Source organism: Psychromonas ossibalaenae ATCC BAA-1528, from assembly GCF_000381745.1.
Lineage (GTDB): Bacteria > Pseudomonadota > Gammaproteobacteria > Enterobacterales > Psychromonadaceae > Psychromonas > Psychromonas ossibalaenae.
Window position 1 is genome coordinate 25,455 of sequence record NZ_KB906987.1, and the last position, 16,778, is coordinate 42,232.

14 protein-coding genes are annotated in these 16,778 nt (G+C 43.8%); 12 read left to right on the plus strand and 2 right to left on the minus strand.

Annotated elements, in window-relative coordinates; genetic code table 11:
• Positions 1-2: 2 nt before the first annotated feature.
• Genes ptsP through manA form a run of 3 tightly spaced genes read left to right on the plus strand, consistent with a single transcriptional unit; the run spans position 3 to position 4,936 of the window.
• A complete protein-coding gene (ptsP, locus tag G327_RS0111450; protein ID WP_019614919.1) occupies positions 3-2,501 on the plus strand; it encodes a phosphoenolpyruvate--protein phosphotransferase in 2,499 nt (832 codons plus the stop codon).
• Positions 2,502-2,555: 54 nt separating this feature from the next.
• On the plus strand, positions 2,556-3,749 hold the full coding sequence (locus G327_RS0111455) for an MFS transporter (protein ID WP_019614920.1): 1,194 nt from the start codon (positions 2,556-2,558) through the stop codon (positions 3,747-3,749).
• Entirely contained in the window at positions 3,746-4,936 is a 1,191-nt protein-coding gene (gene manA, locus G327_RS0111460; protein ID WP_019614921.1) for a mannose-6-phosphate isomerase, class I, read from the plus strand. The genes G327_RS0111455 and manA overlap by 4 nt, the downstream gene beginning before the upstream one ends.
• A gap of 67 nt (positions 4,937-5,003) precedes the next feature.
• Here manA and G327_RS0111465 read toward each other — a convergent pair whose 3' ends face one another.
• Positions 5,004-6,800 carry an ABC transporter ATP-binding protein gene (locus G327_RS0111465; protein ID WP_019614922.1) on the minus strand — a complete coding sequence of 599 codons (1,797 nt, stop codon included), beginning with the start codon at positions 6,798-6,800 and terminating at the stop codon, positions 5,004-5,006.
• 351 nt (positions 6,801-7,151) lie between these two features.
• On the opposite strand from G327_RS0111465, the gene G327_RS0111475 reads away from it, so the two are divergent.
• The 3 genes from G327_RS0111475 to G327_RS0111485 are packed head-to-tail and all read left to right on the plus strand — an operon-like array spanning position 7,152 to position 9,749.
• On the plus strand, positions 7,152-7,859 hold the full coding sequence (locus G327_RS0111475; RefSeq protein ID WP_026339328.1) for a metal ABC transporter ATP-binding protein: 708 nt from the start codon (positions 7,152-7,154) through the stop codon (positions 7,857-7,859).
• A complete protein-coding gene (locus G327_RS0111480) occupies positions 7,856-8,746 on the plus strand; it encodes a metal ABC transporter permease (RefSeq protein WP_019614925.1) in 891 nt (296 codons plus the stop codon). Before G327_RS0111475 ends, G327_RS0111480 begins: the two co-directional genes overlap by 4 nt.
• The gene (locus G327_RS0111485) at positions 8,739-9,749 is read left to right on the plus strand and encodes a metal ABC transporter solute-binding protein, Zn/Mn family (protein WP_019614926.1); all 1,011 of its coding nucleotides are present in this window, start codon (positions 8,739-8,741) and stop codon (positions 9,747-9,749) included. Before G327_RS0111480 ends, G327_RS0111485 begins: the two co-directional genes overlap by 8 nt.
• Before the next feature lie 67 nt (positions 9,750-9,816).
• Here the strand turns inward: G327_RS0111485 and G327_RS0111490 are convergent, their stop codons facing one another.
• Positions 9,817-10,296 (minus strand): MarR family winged helix-turn-helix transcriptional regulator, encoded by a 480-nt coding sequence (locus tag G327_RS0111490; RefSeq protein ID WP_019614927.1) that lies wholly within the window; start codon positions 10,294-10,296, stop codon positions 9,817-9,819.
• A 549-nt stretch (positions 10,297-10,845) separates the two neighbouring features.
• Here G327_RS0111490 and G327_RS0111495 point away from each other — a divergent pair.
• The 6 genes from G327_RS0111495 (at position 10,846) to G327_RS0111520 (ending at position 16,746) form a co-directional block, all read left to right on the plus strand.
• Complete coding sequence (locus G327_RS0111495) at positions 10,846-11,601, plus strand: outer membrane lipoprotein-sorting protein (RefSeq protein WP_019614928.1); 756 nt, start codon at positions 10,846-10,848, stop codon at positions 11,599-11,601.
• 34 nt (positions 11,602-11,635) lie between these two features.
• Positions 11,636-12,880, plus strand: a complete 1,245-nt coding sequence (locus G327_RS0111500) for an ABC transporter permease (protein ID WP_019614929.1) — start codon at positions 11,636-11,638, stop codon at positions 12,878-12,880.
• Positions 12,870-14,087 (plus strand): ABC transporter permease, encoded by a 1,218-nt coding sequence (locus G327_RS0111505; RefSeq protein WP_019614930.1) that lies wholly within the window; start codon positions 12,870-12,872, stop codon positions 14,085-14,087. Before G327_RS0111500 ends, G327_RS0111505 begins: the two co-directional genes overlap by 11 nt.
• A gap of 37 nt (positions 14,088-14,124) precedes the next feature.
• Entirely contained in the window at positions 14,125-14,820 is a 696-nt protein-coding gene (locus G327_RS0111510; protein WP_019614931.1) for an ABC transporter ATP-binding protein, read from the plus strand.
• Positions 14,820-16,019, plus strand: coding sequence for a hypothetical protein (locus G327_RS0111515; protein WP_019614932.1), 1,200 nt, complete (start codon positions 14,820-14,822; stop codon positions 16,017-16,019). Before G327_RS0111510 ends, G327_RS0111515 begins: the two co-directional genes overlap by 1 nt.
• 73 nt (positions 16,020-16,092) lie before the next feature.
• Positions 16,093-16,746 (plus strand): hypothetical protein, encoded by a 654-nt coding sequence (locus G327_RS0111520; RefSeq protein ID WP_019614933.1) that lies wholly within the window; start codon positions 16,093-16,095, stop codon positions 16,744-16,746.
• Positions 16,747-16,778 lie beyond the last annotated feature (32 nt).

Genomic DNA, 16,778 nt, shown 5'->3' on the forward strand with positions numbered 1-16,778 from the left:
TTATGTTAGATTTCCAGTTCACCTGTCCGTTAGTAAACGGTATTCATGCGCGTCCAGCGACCGAAATTGAACAGCGTGCTGCTAAGTTTGAAGCACAAATCACTATTATGAATCTGAGCAAAGATACTACAGCTAACGCAAAAAGCGTGTTGTCTATGATCGGCGCCGACATTCTGTTTGATGATTTGTGTCAATTTGTTTTCCAGGGAAGTGATGAAAATCAGGCTTATGATTTTTTTAAAAGCTTTGTAGATAACGAACTTGCAGATATCGACGGCCCTGTAGAGCGCGCAGTCCCTGCTGATGTTATGCAGGATTTACCGTTATTCTTAGAAAAAGCACAACCGCAGTTTTTACGTGGTAAAGCAGCCAGCAGCGGTATCGGTCGTGGTAAACCGGTTATTATCGGCCAGATTGATCTGCACAGTATTGCCGGACAGTATCCGGCAGCAGACAGCTGTGAAAATACAAAAATGATTAACAGTGCGCTGCTTAAAACAACCACTGCTCTGGAATATGAAATTGAGCATGCAGGTACGGATGCGAAGGCGGTTTTAGATGCGCATCTGGCAATTATTAAAGATACGCAGCTGCAGGATACGATTAATAAACATATAGATGCATTCAATGCGTGTGCTGTAGTTGCCCTGGCTAGTGATGAAATCTGTCAGACACTTGAAGGCAGTTCAAGCAGTTATCTGCGTGAAAGGGCACTGGATATCCGTGATATTGCCAGCCGTATTGTTGAAAATATAACAGGTGAAAAAATCAGCACTGATCTGAGTCTGACAGAAGGCAGCGTAATAATTTCAGAAGGTCTGCTGACACCAAGCCAGTTGTTAGCTCTGCCGAAAGAGATGATTAAAGGTCTGGTGATGGGCGACGGTGGTGATACTTCACATACGGTGATCCTGGCCCGTTCATTTAATATCCCGACATTAACCGCTGTAGAGAAAGCGGTGCAGCTGTGCAGCGCTGCGCAGGAAGTGATTGTTGATGCCAGAGCCGGCGTGCTTATTGCTGACGCCAATGAAATGACCAACAAATATTATCAGCTGGAAGCTGTTAAACAGGAGAAGATCGAAACACGTTTATCTAAATTTAAAAGTACGGCTGTTTCTACTTCTGACCAGGCTGAGTTAAATATTTCTGCGAATATCGTTACCTCTAACGAGATCCTCTCCTCTTTAGAAGCCGGGGCCGACGGCATCGGTTTATTTAGAACGGAAATGCTGTTTTGTGAACGTGCCGTACCGCCGACTGAAGAAGAACAGTTCGAGCATTACAAATTTGTTGTAGAAAATGCGGCAGGTAAAAAAGCCGTTATCCGCACACTTGATATCGGCGGAGATAAACCCTGCGAATACATGGGACTGCCTGAAGAGGAAAACCCGTTCCTGGGTTACCGGGCGATTCGTATGTATCCGGAATACGAAGATATTATCAAAACCCAGTTTAGAGCACTGGTTCGTGCCGGCGAATTTGGCGAAGTCTCGATTATGGTGCCGATGATTTCAAATCTTGATGAAATCAAATGGATCCGCAATATGCTTGATGTTGTTACTGCGGAAGTCTGTGCCGATATAAATAAAACCGTCAGCGTATCGCTGGGTATTATGGTGGAGGTGCCGTCAACATTATATTTACTGGAAAAAGCCTCTTCCTATATCGATTTTGTTTCCATCGGCAGCAATGATCTTACCCAGTACTTCCTGGCCTGTGACCGTGGTAATAAGAATATAGCGAATCTTTATAATCACCTGGATCCGAGTTTTCTGAGACTGGTGCGCGATATTATTGCTAACGCGGATCAGGCTGGACTGCGAGTCAGCCTATGTGGTGAAATGGCTTCTGATCCGATTGCTCAGCCGCTGCTGATTGGAGCTGGTTTACGTAACTTCAGTATGTCAGCGTCACTTATCGGCAAATCAAAAGAGCGGCTTTGTGCACTTAATGCATCAGACTGTCGGGCACTTCTCGCAAAAGCGATTGACGCGGACAATCCGGCACAAGTCACTGCATTGGTGGAGAAATTCACGGCAGCAGATAAACAGATGCCGATTATGTGTAAGTCGCTTATCTTTACTAAGCAGGCTGTTTCCAGCAAAGAAGAAGCCATTAAACGCTTAACCGATAACCTTGAAGCCGAGCTGCGCATTCCTGTTGCCGGTAATGTTGAAAAAGCAATCTGGGAGCGTGAAGCGGTATTCTCAACGGCATTGGGGTTTTCTGTTGCTATTCCGCATTGTAAATCTGAGCATGTGAGTCAAAACAGCGTATCGGTAATGACCCTGGATAAAGAGATCGACTGGGGTAATGATACCAGTATTGAACTGGTGATCATGCTGACCGTTAGTAAAGATGATAGCGATGATACGCATATGAAAATATTTTCTAAGATTGCACGCAAGCTGATGCATGAAGATTTCAGAAGTTCGCTGATCGATTCTGATAATCCGGAAAATATTCTCCACACTCTGCAGGAAACGATTGCGGCCTAACTAAGGAAGGCTGGTTATTCCCGGGCATCTGGGGATAACCGGCTTTAATACCATATGAAAAATAATCGTACTTTTACCCTTATACTGCTGGCAATGACCTTTTTTACCTGGGGCCTGCTGACTTCTGCAAATAGTATTTTGGTGCCGCACTTTCAAGATCTGTTCGATTTGAGTTATAAACAGTCGATGTTTGTGCAGATTGCCTTTTATCTGGCTCCTTTCCTGGCATGCATACCAACATCGATAATGATGAACAGATGCGGCTATAAAATGACTTTGTCAATGTCTCTGGTTTTTACTGCTGTCGGAGCTGCTCTGTTCTTTTGTGCTGTTTCTTTCGGCTCATTCAGCGGGGCACTTCTGGCTATTTTTATTCTCGCACTGGGAGTTGCCGCCATGCAGGTCGTTGCTAACCCCTATGTAACCCAGCTTGGTGAAGCGGCATCTGCACCAAGAAGGTTAACCTTTACTTCATCGATTAACTCGCTGGGTACAACGCTGGCTCCTCTGTTTATCGGGATGACTTTAGTCACTCTGGGTATTGCGAATCTTTATCTCGGCATCGCTTTTGCTGTTTTAACGCTGGCGGCTGTTATCTTCAAAAGTAATATTCAGGATTTCAAAAGTGAACTGCAGAGTAATTTTATCGGGCAGATGCAGGCACTGTTTAAACAGAAGAATTTCATGCTCGGCGCCTGTACTATTTTTGTCTACGTTGGTGTTGAGGTGAGTATAGGCACCGTTACTATCAGTTATCTTACAGATAAAAATACTGCCGCGCTCGCGCCGTCAACCGCAATGACGCTGATCAGCCTGTACTGGGGCGGTTCAATGTTCGGCCGTTTTGCATACAGTGCATTCAGTCAGTACATCGAGCCCTCTAAGGCATTAGGTTTCAGTGCCTGCTGCGCTTCGATGCTGATTATTTTTGCCATATTAAACAGCAGTATTTATGGCGGTGCAGCCTTAATCATTGTCGGCTTGTGTAACTCGTTTATGTATCCGGTTATTTTCTCGAAATCCATTGAAGGTTTAGGCGCTCTTACCGGCAGCGCCTCTGCGGTTCTTATTATGTGCGGTATCGGTGGTGGAGTTGTGCCGTTTATACAGGCAGTAATGGTTGATTTTACCAATGTAAGAATGAGTTACATGGTGCCTTTATGCGGCTATTTATTGATTTTAATTTACAGTGTCTACAGTAGGAAAAATGCAGTCGGCCAGCAGTATAACCAGGAGATTCGCGGATGATTTATTTGCCTTTTTATAAAATGACTAACACTATTCAGAATTATGAGTGGGGCAGTAAAACCGCTATGCAGGGCCTGTTTGCTTTTAAGAATAAAACGCAGCAGACACAGGCGGAATTATGGATGGGCGCGCATGCTAACGGCTGTTCACTGCTGTCGACTGGAGAGGGAGTAATAAAACTGTCTGATTTTATAGCGCAGGATCCGCACCTGATATTAGGAAAAAAAACGGCTGATGAATTTGGACAGTTACCTTACCTGTTTAAAGTTCTGGCCGCAGAGAAGGCCTTGTCTGTCCAGGTTCATCCTAATAAGCAGCAGGCGCAGGCTGGTTTTGCAAAAGAAAATAAATTAGCTGTCCCGCATAATGCTTTTAATCGTAACTATAAGGATGCTAATCATAAACCCGAGGTTGTCTTTGCTTTGACTGAATACCTGGCAATGAACGGCTTTCGTGATATGCAGCAGATAGTCGAATACTTTCAGCCTATCAATATCCTGGAAATAAAGCCGCTGCTGCAGGCTTTTAGCGCTGATTTCACGGCAGGCGGTCTACAGGACTTTTTTCAGGCAATGTTATTACTTGAAGGCGGGCGGAAAACTCGTGCCGTTCAAGCATTAATGGTTTATGCGCAGGATAATCTGCATCAGCCTTTGTTTTCTTTGATTGCTGAATTAGGCCGACAGTACCCCGGGGATATTGGTCTGTTTTCACCGCTGATGATGAACGTGCTGACACTGCAGCCGGGAGAGGCGATGTTTCTGGATGCTTGTACGCCGCATGCTTATATCAAAGGAACCGGACTGGAAATTATGGCAAATTCTGACAATGTACTACGGGCGGGGTTAACTCCTAAGTATATTGATGTGCCGGAACTGCTGGCTAATACTATTTTCTGCAGCAAAGCCGCTGAGGATCTGTTATTAAAACCGCAGGCAGACGCCGGCTGGCAGAATTATGTTGTGCCTGTCAGCGATTTTAAATTGAGCATTGCAGATAACGTAGAGGATCTTTGTGTAAAGGTTAACAGCGCCGAAATTATTTTTGCAGTTGATGCGCCGGTCAGGCTGAGTCACAGAGATGAAAACACAATCACGATTAATAAAGGTGAGTCGCTGTTTATTCCAGCTTATGCCGGTGACTATCAGGTCAGCAGCTCCGGGCAGTTAGCCCGAGCCTATAATTAAACTGCTGTAATATATTAGATGCAGTGAAACCTATTAGAGTTTCAACTGCATTCTTCAGTACTTAAACCTAGTGTGACTGAACTGTGCCGTACAGAGTCTGGTACAAACCATCCTGTTCAACTAAATCAATATGCGTACCCGACTGTGTGACCTTGCCTTCCTCTAATACATAAATAATATCAGCCTGTTTTACTGCCGAGAGACGATGCGCCACAATCAGGGTGGTTCGGCCTGCTAAAAAGGTATTTAAGGCATGATGCAGGGCGCTTTCAGTGGCGGTATCCAGTGCCGAAGTGGCTTCATCCAAAATTACAAACTGCGGATCGCTTAAGACCATGCGTGCGATAGCAACGCGCTGGCGCTGCCCGCCGGAAAGGCGTATGCCCTGACGACCAAGCTGTGTATCTAACCCCTCGGTCAGCTGTTCCATCAGATCACTGAGCTGCGCGACATTCAGCGCCTGCCATAATAAAGAATCACTGTAAGCCGCGCCTAAGGCTAAATTATTACGCAGGCTGTCGTTAAACAGAACCGGCTGCTGTAATACCACGGAAATATTATCGCGGATGATATCAAAACCTATATCAGTGCTTTTCTGACCGTTAAACAGAATCTCACCGCTGCTGTGCTGATAAACACCGATTAATAACTGAATTAAAGTCGATTTTCCCCCACCGCTGGAGCCTACCAGGGCAACCTTTTTACCCGCAGGAATATGCAGGGAGAGATCATTTAATACCCGGCTTTCCGCATCGTAGGAAAAGTTCAAATTATTAATCTGTATGTCGGTACTGCTGCTGTTAATAAACGGGTTTACTTTACTGACCGGGCGGCGCTCTTCTTCAACCTGTAATAATGAGTTAATACGCTTGATGGCGACTGCTGCGCCGTACCAGGAGAACTGGATATTAAGTAACTCCTGCACCGGGGAAAGCATAAACCACAGGTAGCCGAAAACAGCAAAAATCTGACCTATGGTTAAATCGCTCATTAATACCATCAACATGGCGACAGCCCGAAACAGTTCAAAACCTAATAAAAACAGTAAAAAAGAAAAGCGTCCGGCGGCTTCACTCTGCCAGGCATATTTGTCGGCGCTGCTGCGGATATCATCTGCCTGGCCCTTAAGCTGATTCAGAAACTCTTTTTCCCGGTTGGAAGCGCGCAGCTGATAGATGCCGTCTAAGGTTTCAATTAAACGATTTTGAAATTTCTCAAAGGACTGGTTCTCTTTTTTCTTAAGGTGTTTTACACGAGAGCCTAATTTACGTGAGAAAAATACCACAAGCGGATTGACCAGAAGAATAAATAAACCTAAACGCCAGTCTATCCATAATAAAATGACCGCCGTACCCAGCACGGTTAAAAAGCTGACTAAAAAACGGCTCAGGGTAGTGCCGATAAACTGATCGATGGTTTCTATATCGGTGACAATATGTGCATTGATACCGCCGCTGCCGCGTGTTTCGTACTGACGAATACTGATGCGCCCTAATTTATCGATCAGTTTGGTACGGATGGTATAAGTAATGGTTTTTGATACCAGAGTGAACTGGCGGCTTTGTAATATATTCAGCACCTGGCTGGTGGTGCGCATTACAATTATGCACAGGAAGATAACCACAATATAGTTTGCCGGCTGCTGCCACTGCTGCGGTAAAAAACCATTCATAAAATCGATGCCGCCGGCCGGATTGTGAAGCAGGACTTCATCTACCATTAACGGCATCAGCAGCGGAATAGGTACGCTGATCAGCGTTGCAATAATTGCGATGATATTGGCGCCTATCAGACGTTTTTTATGCTGTCCGGCTTTTTTTAACAGCCAGCTCCGGTCAATAAATTCATTTTTATAGTCTGTCAAAATGATAATGATTCCTGTTTTAGATTTGCATCTTATTGTACTTAGATTCTGCCTGCCATGTTAGATAAAAGCATAATGAATAAATTTAGTTTTTTGGCAGAGATGGCCATTATTTTAAATTATATTAAGCGTAGCGCTTTCTCTTGTTATGTTATAACATAACAAACAAGATCTATTATCATTCAGCAAGAAGTCAATATTATGAAAATTTTCAATAATCTGTTTAATTACATTGGCAGAGCTGGGGCAGACTCTATTTTATTAAGCAGCATTACTTTTCGCTTAAGCATTGCTCTGGGTTTGTTATCCGTGCTCTGGTCAACTTTGTTTATCTGTTTTTAGGTCGGAAAAGTGATTAAAATATCGAAGTTAACGGTACATTACCAAAATGTTCTTGCGTTAGAAAATGTCGACACTGAGATTCACCAAGGTGAGATGATTGCAATCGTCGGTGCCAATGGGGCCGGAAAGTCTACTCTGCTTAAAGCAATTATGGCTCAAGTAAAAGCAGCTGCCGGCGGCGTTGAATTTAAGAAATTCGGATTGAAAAATATTGCTTACCTGCCGCAGAGCCAAAAAGTTGACCGCAGCTTTCCGATTACCGTTAAAGAGTTTGTATCCGCTGGAACATGGCGAAAAACGGGACTTTGGCGGGCATTCACCCCATTTTTAAATAAGCAGATGCTGGCTTGTTTACGTCAAGTGGGGCTTGAAAACAGTGAACATAAGCAGATTGGCGAGCTTTCCGGGGGGCAGTTTCAGCGCATGTTATTTGCACGAATGCTTATTCAGGATGCACAGATCTTAATTTTAGATGAACCTTTCAACTCGGTTGATATGCACACTACCCGGGATCTGGCTGCTGTTATCCAGGGCTGCCATGCTGCCGGTAAAACGGTGATTGCTGTGATCCATGATATGCCGCTGGTAAAACAGTATTTTCCTGAAACGGCTCTGCTTGCCGGCAGGCTGATCGCCAAAGGGCCGACTGAGCAGGTATTAACGCAGGATAATATGTGTAAAGCCGGTTTTCATCCCGCTACGGTTAATGAACTATGACAAATGTGCTTTTCGAACTATTTATTGAACCTTTTTCTAATTATTCATTTATGTCCAGAGCCCTGTGGGGCTGCCTCGTCTTAAGTCTTAGCGCAGCACCTATTGGTGTTTTTCTGACCTTAAGAAAAATGAGCTTAACCGGGGATGCAATGGCACATGCTATTTTACCCGGTGCGGCTGTCGGATTCCTGGTTTCCGGGCTTTCTATTTATGCAATGACCATCGGCGGTATTATTGCCGGCTGTATTGTGGCTTTATTATCGGGTTTTGTAGCACGGCACAGCAAAGCAGAGGAAGACTCAAGTCTAGCTGCATTTTATCTGTTATCACTGGCGGTTGGTGTACTTATTATCTCTTCTAAAGGCAGCAGTGTAGATCTGCTGCATGTTCTTTTCGGATCTACGCTCGCTCTGAATAATGAAGCACTTTTTTTACTAACGAGCATTGCTACTGTCTCAACCTTAGCGCTGGCTTTGGTCTACCGTGCTTTAGTTCTGGAGTGCGTTGACCCGGACTTTTTTAAAACGGTGAGTCGGATGGGCGGGGCTGCCCATTATATTTTCCTGCTTTTAGTGGTTTTAAATTTAGTCGCGGGATTTCATGCGTTAGGCACATTAATGTCCGTGGGGTTAATGATTTTACCGGCAGCTGTTGCACGATTCTGGACTAATCAGCTGGGGCCGATGATTTTGATTGCATTTTTGTGTGCATCGTTCAGCTGTTTATGCGGTTTATTACTTTCTTATCATTTTGCTCTAGCGGCCAGCCCTGCAATTATTCTGGTTCTTGGCGGGCTGTATATCACGTCCATCATTTTGATTAAGCAGCGTGATTTATTTTCAAAAAAACACACCTCTCTTTCATTATCGGGACAAACTAATGCGTAAATATATTAAAATCTTTCTCTGGCTTCCTTTATTATTAAGTTTAAATGCGGTTAATGCCGCTGCTGAAAATAAACTATCCGTTGTTGCCAGTTTTTCTATTCTAGGGGATATTACGGCGCAGATTGGCGGGGATAAAATCGAGCTGACCACGTTAGTGGGAAATAACGGTGATGCGCATACCTATAGCCCCAAACCGAATGATGTAAAAAAAGTAGCCGCTGCTGATCTAGTGGTATTAAACGGTCTTGGTTTTGAAGGCTGGTTACCGCGGTTATTAGAGTCTTCGCATTTCTCGGGGATGAAAATAAGTGCATCAGATGGTATTTCATCTCTTCAAGGCGCCTGCAGCCATAGTAAGCATCAGGATCATGAAGTACACCATGAACATGCTGACGAACATGAGAACCAGCATGCCGGTAGTCATGGAGATGAAAATAATCACGAACATGAGCATGCAGACAGCCACGGCCATCACCACGATATAGACCCTCACGCCTGGCACAGCATCAAAAATGTGAAGGTATACGCGGCGAATATTAGCCGGGCTTTAAGCATCATTGATCCCGATAATATATCTTATTACCAGCACAACTTAGCTGTGTATGAACAGAAACTTAATACTCTGGACAGCAAAATAAAAACAATGTTTGCTTCTATTCCACAGGAACAGAGAAAGGTGATTGTTCCTCATAGTGCATTTGCTTATTTTCAACGTGACTACCAAGTAAGTTTTTACTCATTACAGGGAACAAGTACAGAGTCTGAAGCTAGTGCCGCTGATATTGCCGCGGTTATTGATCAGGTTCGTAAAAATGAAATCAAAGCAGTTTTTGTGGAAAACATCAGTGATAACCGTCTTATTGAACAGATAAGCGCAGATACAGATGCGCAGGTTGGCGGGAAGTTGTTCTCGGATGCGTTATCAAATGCTGATCAGGGAGCTTCAAGCTACTTAGAACTGATGGAGCATAATGCACTCTCACTGGTTAATGCATTGAAATAAGCTCATTATTGCTGCGTTTATTACAAATAAGGCATTCATGTGAATGCCTTATTTGTCACTAATGCAGTTATGCCTGCTTCTTCTCTTTTACTTCTAAATCAAACAACTCCGGACTGAAGGTTTTGATAATGCCGCTCATTGCCTGGTCGACTATTGTTAGATTCTCCGGTGCAACATGACTCATCGCATTAGCAACAGTATCAGCGATAATAGGTTTAAGCTGATCATGGATTTTTTTGCCGTATATAGTTAAAAAGACACGCTTGGCATTTTTGTTTTTAGGGTCATCGGTCACTGCGATATATTCATTTCTTTTCGCGTGACGAATCAAGCTGGAAAGTGTGCCTTTACTGCGTACCATGCGTTTAGCAAGCACAGAGGGACGCAGGCCGTCTTCAGAATCTAATTCCATTAATAAGAATAACTGTTCAACATTTATCGTATCGTTAACCTTATTGATTTCCAGCTGCAGATTATTGTGCAGTAAGCGCATTGCGATCCAGGTAATACCTGCTGTATCACGATAGGCATTTGACGAGGCTGACATATAAGAACCCTTTGTTTTGTATGTGTTGGAATCATACCCTTGTTAGCTGTAAATGCATAATTTATGTTTTATATCACACCTTTATTCTTTGATTATTACAGCTATCGAAGGAGTTTAGATTTTCTCTGTGATTTTTTAAAAATCAAATTCGAGCTTGACGTTTTACGCTAAATTTTTTGCTGGGTTCGCAGGAATTAAGGGGACTTTCCAGTAAGCTCTATCCCAATCAAGGTTTTCATTGCTCAAATACCAACAAAGCACCTATTTAGAGGGGTTTTGTTGTTTTGGGTATCTGTTATGCTTTAAGAATAAAATAGTTACCCGTTTTCCTCCTTCAATATTTTTTGCGGGAGGTTTTTTTTATCTGCCGCCTTAATACAGCAGTGCATTACCTGCATATATAAAACACGTCTGCTCTCCTCAGCTGTTCAAAATTTTCCTTTCAAGAATCAGATAATAATTAACCAAAACAAGATGCTGGCTTTATTTTTATATTGAAAAGTCGACTAACATATTAACTGCCCATTATCTATGCACTAGGAAATACCTATGCCTTATATATCAAGCCTGTTAATTACTGTTATTTTTTTATTCTCCCATGGTGTTTCTGCGCTGGAGAGCGCATTTAAAATCATTGAAAAATCAGATCAGCAGATGCGTGGTGAATCGAGTTACAGTGAAATTACCATGAATATTATTCGTCCTGACTGGACCCGCAGCATGAGCATGAAAAGCTGGACCAAAGGGCTGGATTTGTCGTTAGTGCTGATTACTGCGCCTGCGAAAGATAAGGGCAGCGCTTCATTAAAACGTAAAACAGAGATGTGGAACTGGGTGCCTGGTATTGAACGGGTGATTAAAATTTCCCCTTCAATGTTAGGACAGTCCTGGATGGGCTCAGATTTCACTAATGATGATCTGATTAACCAGTCATCGATTGTAGTGGATTATCATCATAAAATGATTTCCAGCGAGGTTTTTGATAATGATGACAGCTATGTGATTGATGCTACGGCTAAAACAGATGCGCCAGTGGTTTGGAGTAAAGTGCGTTTGTGGATATCTAAACAGACTTATCTGCAGCGGAAAGTTGAGTTTTATGATGAGTTTGATGAACTGGTGAACACCATGAGTACTTATGATATTCAGGAGATGGGCGGACGACCGATTGCAGCACGTATGGAGATGATCCCTGCGGATAAACCCGGGCAGAAAACAGAAATGATCACCCATCAGGCACAGTTTAATTTTGCGATCGACGAACATTTTTTTTCACAGAGCCAGATGAAAGCATTACGTGATTAATTAACTATTAAACGAGGCTTCAATAAGGATCTTTATGTTAGTGAAACTTGCCTGGCGGAACCTCTGGCGTCAAAAGCGCCGTACTATTTTAACTGCTTCCGCGCTGGCGCTAGCGCTGATACTGTCATTAGTGATGCGCTGCATCCAAGAGGGCAGTTACAGTGCGAATATTGAAAATATAGCGCGTTTATCTACGGGGTTAATTCAGCTCCAGCATCCAGAGTTTAAAGATAGTCAGAGTATCGATGATCTGCTTTCTGCGGATCCCGAGTTTATCGATTTTGCCCGGGAGCTATCAACTGTCGAAACTATTTTACCGCGCATCGAGTCCTTTGCACTGGCCGCCTCTGGTGATAAATCTAAAGGTATCCTGGTCTTCGGTATTGACCCGCTCCCTGAAGATATTTACTCAAGTCTGTCAAAGAAAGTTATCAGCGGCAGTTATTTTAGTGAGCGGCAAAACAAGGGGGATAAACCACAGGTATTGATAGCAGAAGGGTTAGCGCGGCAGCTGGGTTTGCAGCCCGGTGATGAACTGGTTTTGTACGGACAGGGATATCGAGGTCAGACAGCCGCCGGGTTGTTTACTATTCAGGGCATTTTACATTTCCCGATGCCGCAGCTGAATAATCAGCTTGTGTATATGTCTCTGCAGTCGGCGCAGTATTTGTACAGTACGGGGGATTTAGTCACTTCGTGGGTGCTGCATACCGATTCACTCGCTGATGTTGAGCAGGCGGCCAGCGCTTTAAAGCAGTATTATCAGCAGGGTGTAAATGTGCGGGACTGGCTGGATCTTTCTCCAGATTTAGCGCAGCAGATTTTGATGGACCGTACCAGCGGACTGATATTAATGTATCTATTATACGGTATTGTTGGTTTTGGTTTATTTGCCACCCTGCTGATGATGACGCTGGAACGACAGCGTGAATTTGCAGTGATGCTGGCAACCGGGTTATTGCGTAGTAAATTATTAAAGCTGATTTGTATCGAGTCCGCATTTATCGGTCTGCTGGGCATTATTATCGGACTGTTGATCGCTTTTCCTATTCTTATCTGGTTATTGTTTAACCCTATTACGTTAACCGGTGAAACGGCACAATTGATGCTGGAAATGGGCTATGATCCGATTATCCCGGTATTATTAGATCCGCAGTTATTTATTAACCAGATTGTGGTGGTGCTGGGTTTACTGGTGCTGTGTTTAATTTATCCGCTGCTGCGCCTTTATAAAATTGATCTGGTTAGTGCGTTAAAGGGAGGTGCACATGCTGCTTAAACTCGCCTGGCGTAATTTATGGAGAAATAAGCTTAGAACCAGCATCGTATTAGGCGCCATGGTATTTGGCCTGGTCGGGGTTACCCTGATGATCGGTTTTATGAACGGTATGATGGATAATATGATCAGTAATGCCATTAATTGGCAGACCAGTCATCTGCAGGTGCATCAGAAAGACTACAGTGCGGATCCGGAAATTCATAAAACGATAAGCCGCAGCTCTCAGTTACAAGTACAGCTTGATAAGATGACGCAGATAAAAACATGGGCTTCCCGTCACCTGGCGCAGGGCATGATTGCTTCTGCGCGCAGTACTCGCGGTATTACTATTAACGGTATTGATCTGCAGAAAGAAGCCTTAATTACGCCGCTTGCGCAGAATATCTATGATGGTTTCTGGCTGGATGATAAAGGGCGTAATCCTATACTGGTTTCAAAAAAAATAGCGCAGCGTTTAAAATTACGGGTAGGGTCGAAAGTTGTGCTGACTTTTACTAATAAAAACGGCGATGTCAGCGGGGCGGCATTTCGAGTACGTGGTTTGTTCAAAACGCCGTCCAGTGCTTTTGATGAAATGAATGTGTTTGTGCGTAAAGCGGATTTAAAGGTGCTGAGCGGTATTGAAGGTGACCATGAGATTGCGCTGTTAGTTAATGATATTAAACAGTTAGAGTCAGTAAAACGAAAGATCCACGTCGCGCTGGCGCAGTCTGACAGCGTACAGAACTGGGAAGAACTGCAGCCGATGCTGGCGGCTATGTCGGCAAGCATGGCATCAAGCAATATTATTATTCTGGTGATATTTGTGCTGGCGATGGGTTTTGGTATTGTTAATATCCTTTTAATGTCGGTGTTTGAACGTACCTGTGAATTTGGTGTGTTAATGGCTGTTGGTATGCAGAAACATAAAATACTGCAGCTGATTTTACTGGAATCGACTTTCTTAGGAGTGGTGGGGGCAACACTCGGTCTACTTTGCTCTCTGGCTGCACTTTCAATATTAAAAGTTACCGGGATCTCCTTAAGCTCGCTGGCGGACGGTTTAAGCGCCATGGGGTTAGACACTCTGTTATATCCTAAAGTCTCCGGCAGTGATTTCGCTCTTATCTTTATTACTGTGGTACTGGCTAGTTCCTTAGCCGGTTTATATCCTGCCAGACAAATATTAAAACAAGAGCCTGCACAAGCTATGTCGGAGAAGCATTGATGATGCTTACTCAAATCAATTGTCGGAGAAACTGTAAATGAGCATTAAATTAGAGCAGCTGTGCAAAACCTATAATGTTGATACGGACTTTCCGGTGCATGCGGTTAATCATCTGGATTTAGAAATCAAACAGGGGGAGTTTGTTGCTGTAATGGGACCTTCCGGTTCCGGTAAAACCACACTGCTCAATATGCTCGGCGGTATTGATACTCCTACTTCGGGTAAGGTACTGATTGATGATAATAATATTTTGGAACTGCATGATAAACAGTTAATTGCTTTTCGGCGCGATAACATTGGTTTTATCTTTCAGGATTACAGTCTGCTGCCGGTATTAACGGCGCTGGAAAACGTTGAATTTGTGATGCAGCTGCAGGGACATAGTGAAGAGGAATGCCGTAAACGCGCTACGGATCTGTTAATTCGAGTGGGGCTTGCTGAGCACCTGCATAAGCGCCCTGCGAAACTTTCCGGCGGACAGCAGCAGCGGGTTGCGGTCGCCAGAGCACTTGCACCCAGCCCGAAGTTTGTGATGGCAGATGAGCCTACGGCAAATTTAGATGCCAAAAGTACCGCGGAACTGCTTGATATAATGCAGCAGTTGAACGAACAGGAAGGTACTACCTTTATATTTTCGACTCATGATCCGCGCGTGATCAGCCGTGCTAAACGGGTTATTGTCTTTGAAGACGGATTGAAAAAAGAAGATACAATACAGGCAGAGAGCCCATAGTGAGACAGATCGGTTTACTAAAATCCTGTTTAGCTTTGGCGGCTTATTTTATCTGCGCAGACAGTGTCGCGCAGATCCCCGGGCTGGCTCCGCAAAAAAACTGGGATCTTTCCGGTTATATCAAATATGTGGGCTCGGCTAATCTTCCCGATGATTATGCACACAGTTATGATCATCTGCTGCATCAACGGTTTAATTATGAATATCGTTTTAACAGTCAGCTGCGTTTTAATGCCGGCATGCGTAACCGGCTGATGGCGGGAGACACTGCTGAACTGCCCGGTTATGCTGATTTTATCGACAATGATCCTGGTTATCTGGATTTATCTGCAAACTGGTTAGATAAAAATGGGGTGCTGGGTAGCAGCCAGTTTGATCGTCTTTACCTCGACTGGTCAAATCAGGAGTGGCAGGCGCGGTTAGGGCGTTCCCGTATTAACTGGGCGATGACCACTCTGTGGAACCCCAATGATATTTTTAATTCCTATTCAATTTATGATTTTGATTATGAAGAGCGCGCAGGCAGTGATTCTATATTATTAAAACGTAAACTGGATTTTGCCAGTTCCGTTGAAGTAGTTTATAACCCCAGTCAGGACAGTGACTTAAATAGTTATGCAGGGCGTTACCTGTTTAACCAGAAGGGCTGGGATATGCAGCTGCTGGCCGGAAAATCTTATTTAGATCATGTTCTCGGCGGTGGTTTTGCCGGTGATATTCGTGGTGCTGGTTTACGCGGGGAAGTTACCTGGTTTGAGCCGACTCAGGACAGCTGGTTTAACGATGTTGAAAATATTGAGCTGAAGTCAGCATTGCTGGCCAGTATTGAAAGTGATTATAGTTTCGGCGGGCGGCGCAACTGGATGGGCCGAGCCGCTGCTTTATATATCTCTGAGCCGCAGGAACAGAACAGTGCTGCAGAATTTCTTAATTTACCACTGACAGCGCGTACTTTAAGTTTCAGTAGAATGACCTATTATTCGGATCTTAGCTTTGATATCAGCTCCTTAAGTCGTTTAACCTTTTCTGGTAGTTATTATAGTGACGGCTCTTATTATATAGGCCTGACTAATAGTTATTCGCTTGCTGATAACTGGCAGCTGCTGATGGTTTTACAACGCTTTGATGGGGTATCAGGTAGTTTGTTTGGCGAAACACCGAGTATTTTGGCTTTTGCTCAGTTGAAGTGGAGTTTTTAAAAGCTGTGGTGTATCTTGTCTGCTGAATTTTTAACCCTGTTTTAATGTCTTATTTTAAGTCTTATGGAACCCCATGAATCGTTATCCCCTGATTGAAATTCCCTTTAATAACCGCAATACCTGCTGGTTTTGTGGTGAGCCGAAGGACAAAGAGATTAACTTTCCCAAGCACAGCAGCGAAGAAAGTTTAATGAATCATATACCGCTCTGTCTGCCGAGTTGTAATGAGTGCGCTAATATTGTTAAGCGCACCGCATTCACCTCATTATTTGCCTATCGTGATGCTATTAAAAAAGCCTTAACCGCCAAGCATCAGAAAACCTTAAGTATCGGCTCTAACTGGACCAAACAGGAATTAGAGGAATCTGAATTACAGGGCAGTGCTTTTGAAGGTTTTAAACGCAGCGCCTGGTTTATGTTTGAGATGATTCAGGGGCGTATTAATTATCAGGGCTGGGAGCTGCGGATCAATAACGAGAAGTTGTATATTGAACAGGAAGATCAAGCCTTTGAATTTGACGGTACAAGTTATGTGAATCTGGACAGTGCAGTAACCCATGCGGTTAAAACATTTCACCTGGATGAGCAGTTATTTACCCGGGTGCTGAGCGTCATTGGAAAAGATAAATTCGGTCAAGCGGTGCGTTTATGCCGCTTATATCCTATGCTGACCAGTAAAAACCGCGAGCTGGTCTTTGTAGAAATTCTAGACAGTATAGGCCTGTAAACAGAGCCTAAGAAAAGATATAAATTAAGGAG

Coding starts and splice junctions, on each gene's coding strand:
- ptsP (WP_019614919.1), top strand. CDS start 3: ATGTTAGATTTCCAGTTCACCTGTCCGTTAGTAAACGGTATTCATGCG.
- G327_RS0111455 (WP_019614920.1), top strand. CDS start 2,556: ATGAAAAATAATCGTACTTTTACCCTTATACTGCTGGCAATGACCTTT.
- manA (WP_019614921.1), top strand. CDS start 3,746: ATGATTTATTTGCCTTTTTATAAAATGACTAACACTATTCAGAATTAT.
- G327_RS0111480 (WP_019614925.1), top strand. CDS start 7,856: ATGACAAATGTGCTTTTCGAACTATTTATTGAACCTTTTTCTAATTAT.
- G327_RS0111485 (WP_019614926.1), top strand. CDS start 8,739: ATGCGTAAATATATTAAAATCTTTCTCTGGCTTCCTTTATTATTAAGT.
- G327_RS0111490 (WP_019614927.1), bottom strand. CDS start 10,296: ATGTCAGCCTCGTCAAATGCCTATCGTGATACAGCAGGTATTACCTGG.
- G327_RS0111495 (WP_019614928.1), top strand. CDS start 10,846: ATGCCTTATATATCAAGCCTGTTAATTACTGTTATTTTTTTATTCTCC.
- G327_RS0111500 (WP_019614929.1), top strand. CDS start 11,636: ATGTTAGTGAAACTTGCCTGGCGGAACCTCTGGCGTCAAAAGCGCCGT.
- G327_RS0111505 (WP_019614930.1), top strand. CDS start 12,870: ATGCTGCTTAAACTCGCCTGGCGTAATTTATGGAGAAATAAGCTTAGA.
- G327_RS0111510 (WP_019614931.1), top strand. CDS start 14,125: ATGAGCATTAAATTAGAGCAGCTGTGCAAAACCTATAATGTTGATACG.
- G327_RS0111520 (WP_019614933.1), top strand. CDS start 16,093: ATGAATCGTTATCCCCTGATTGAAATTCCCTTTAATAACCGCAATACC.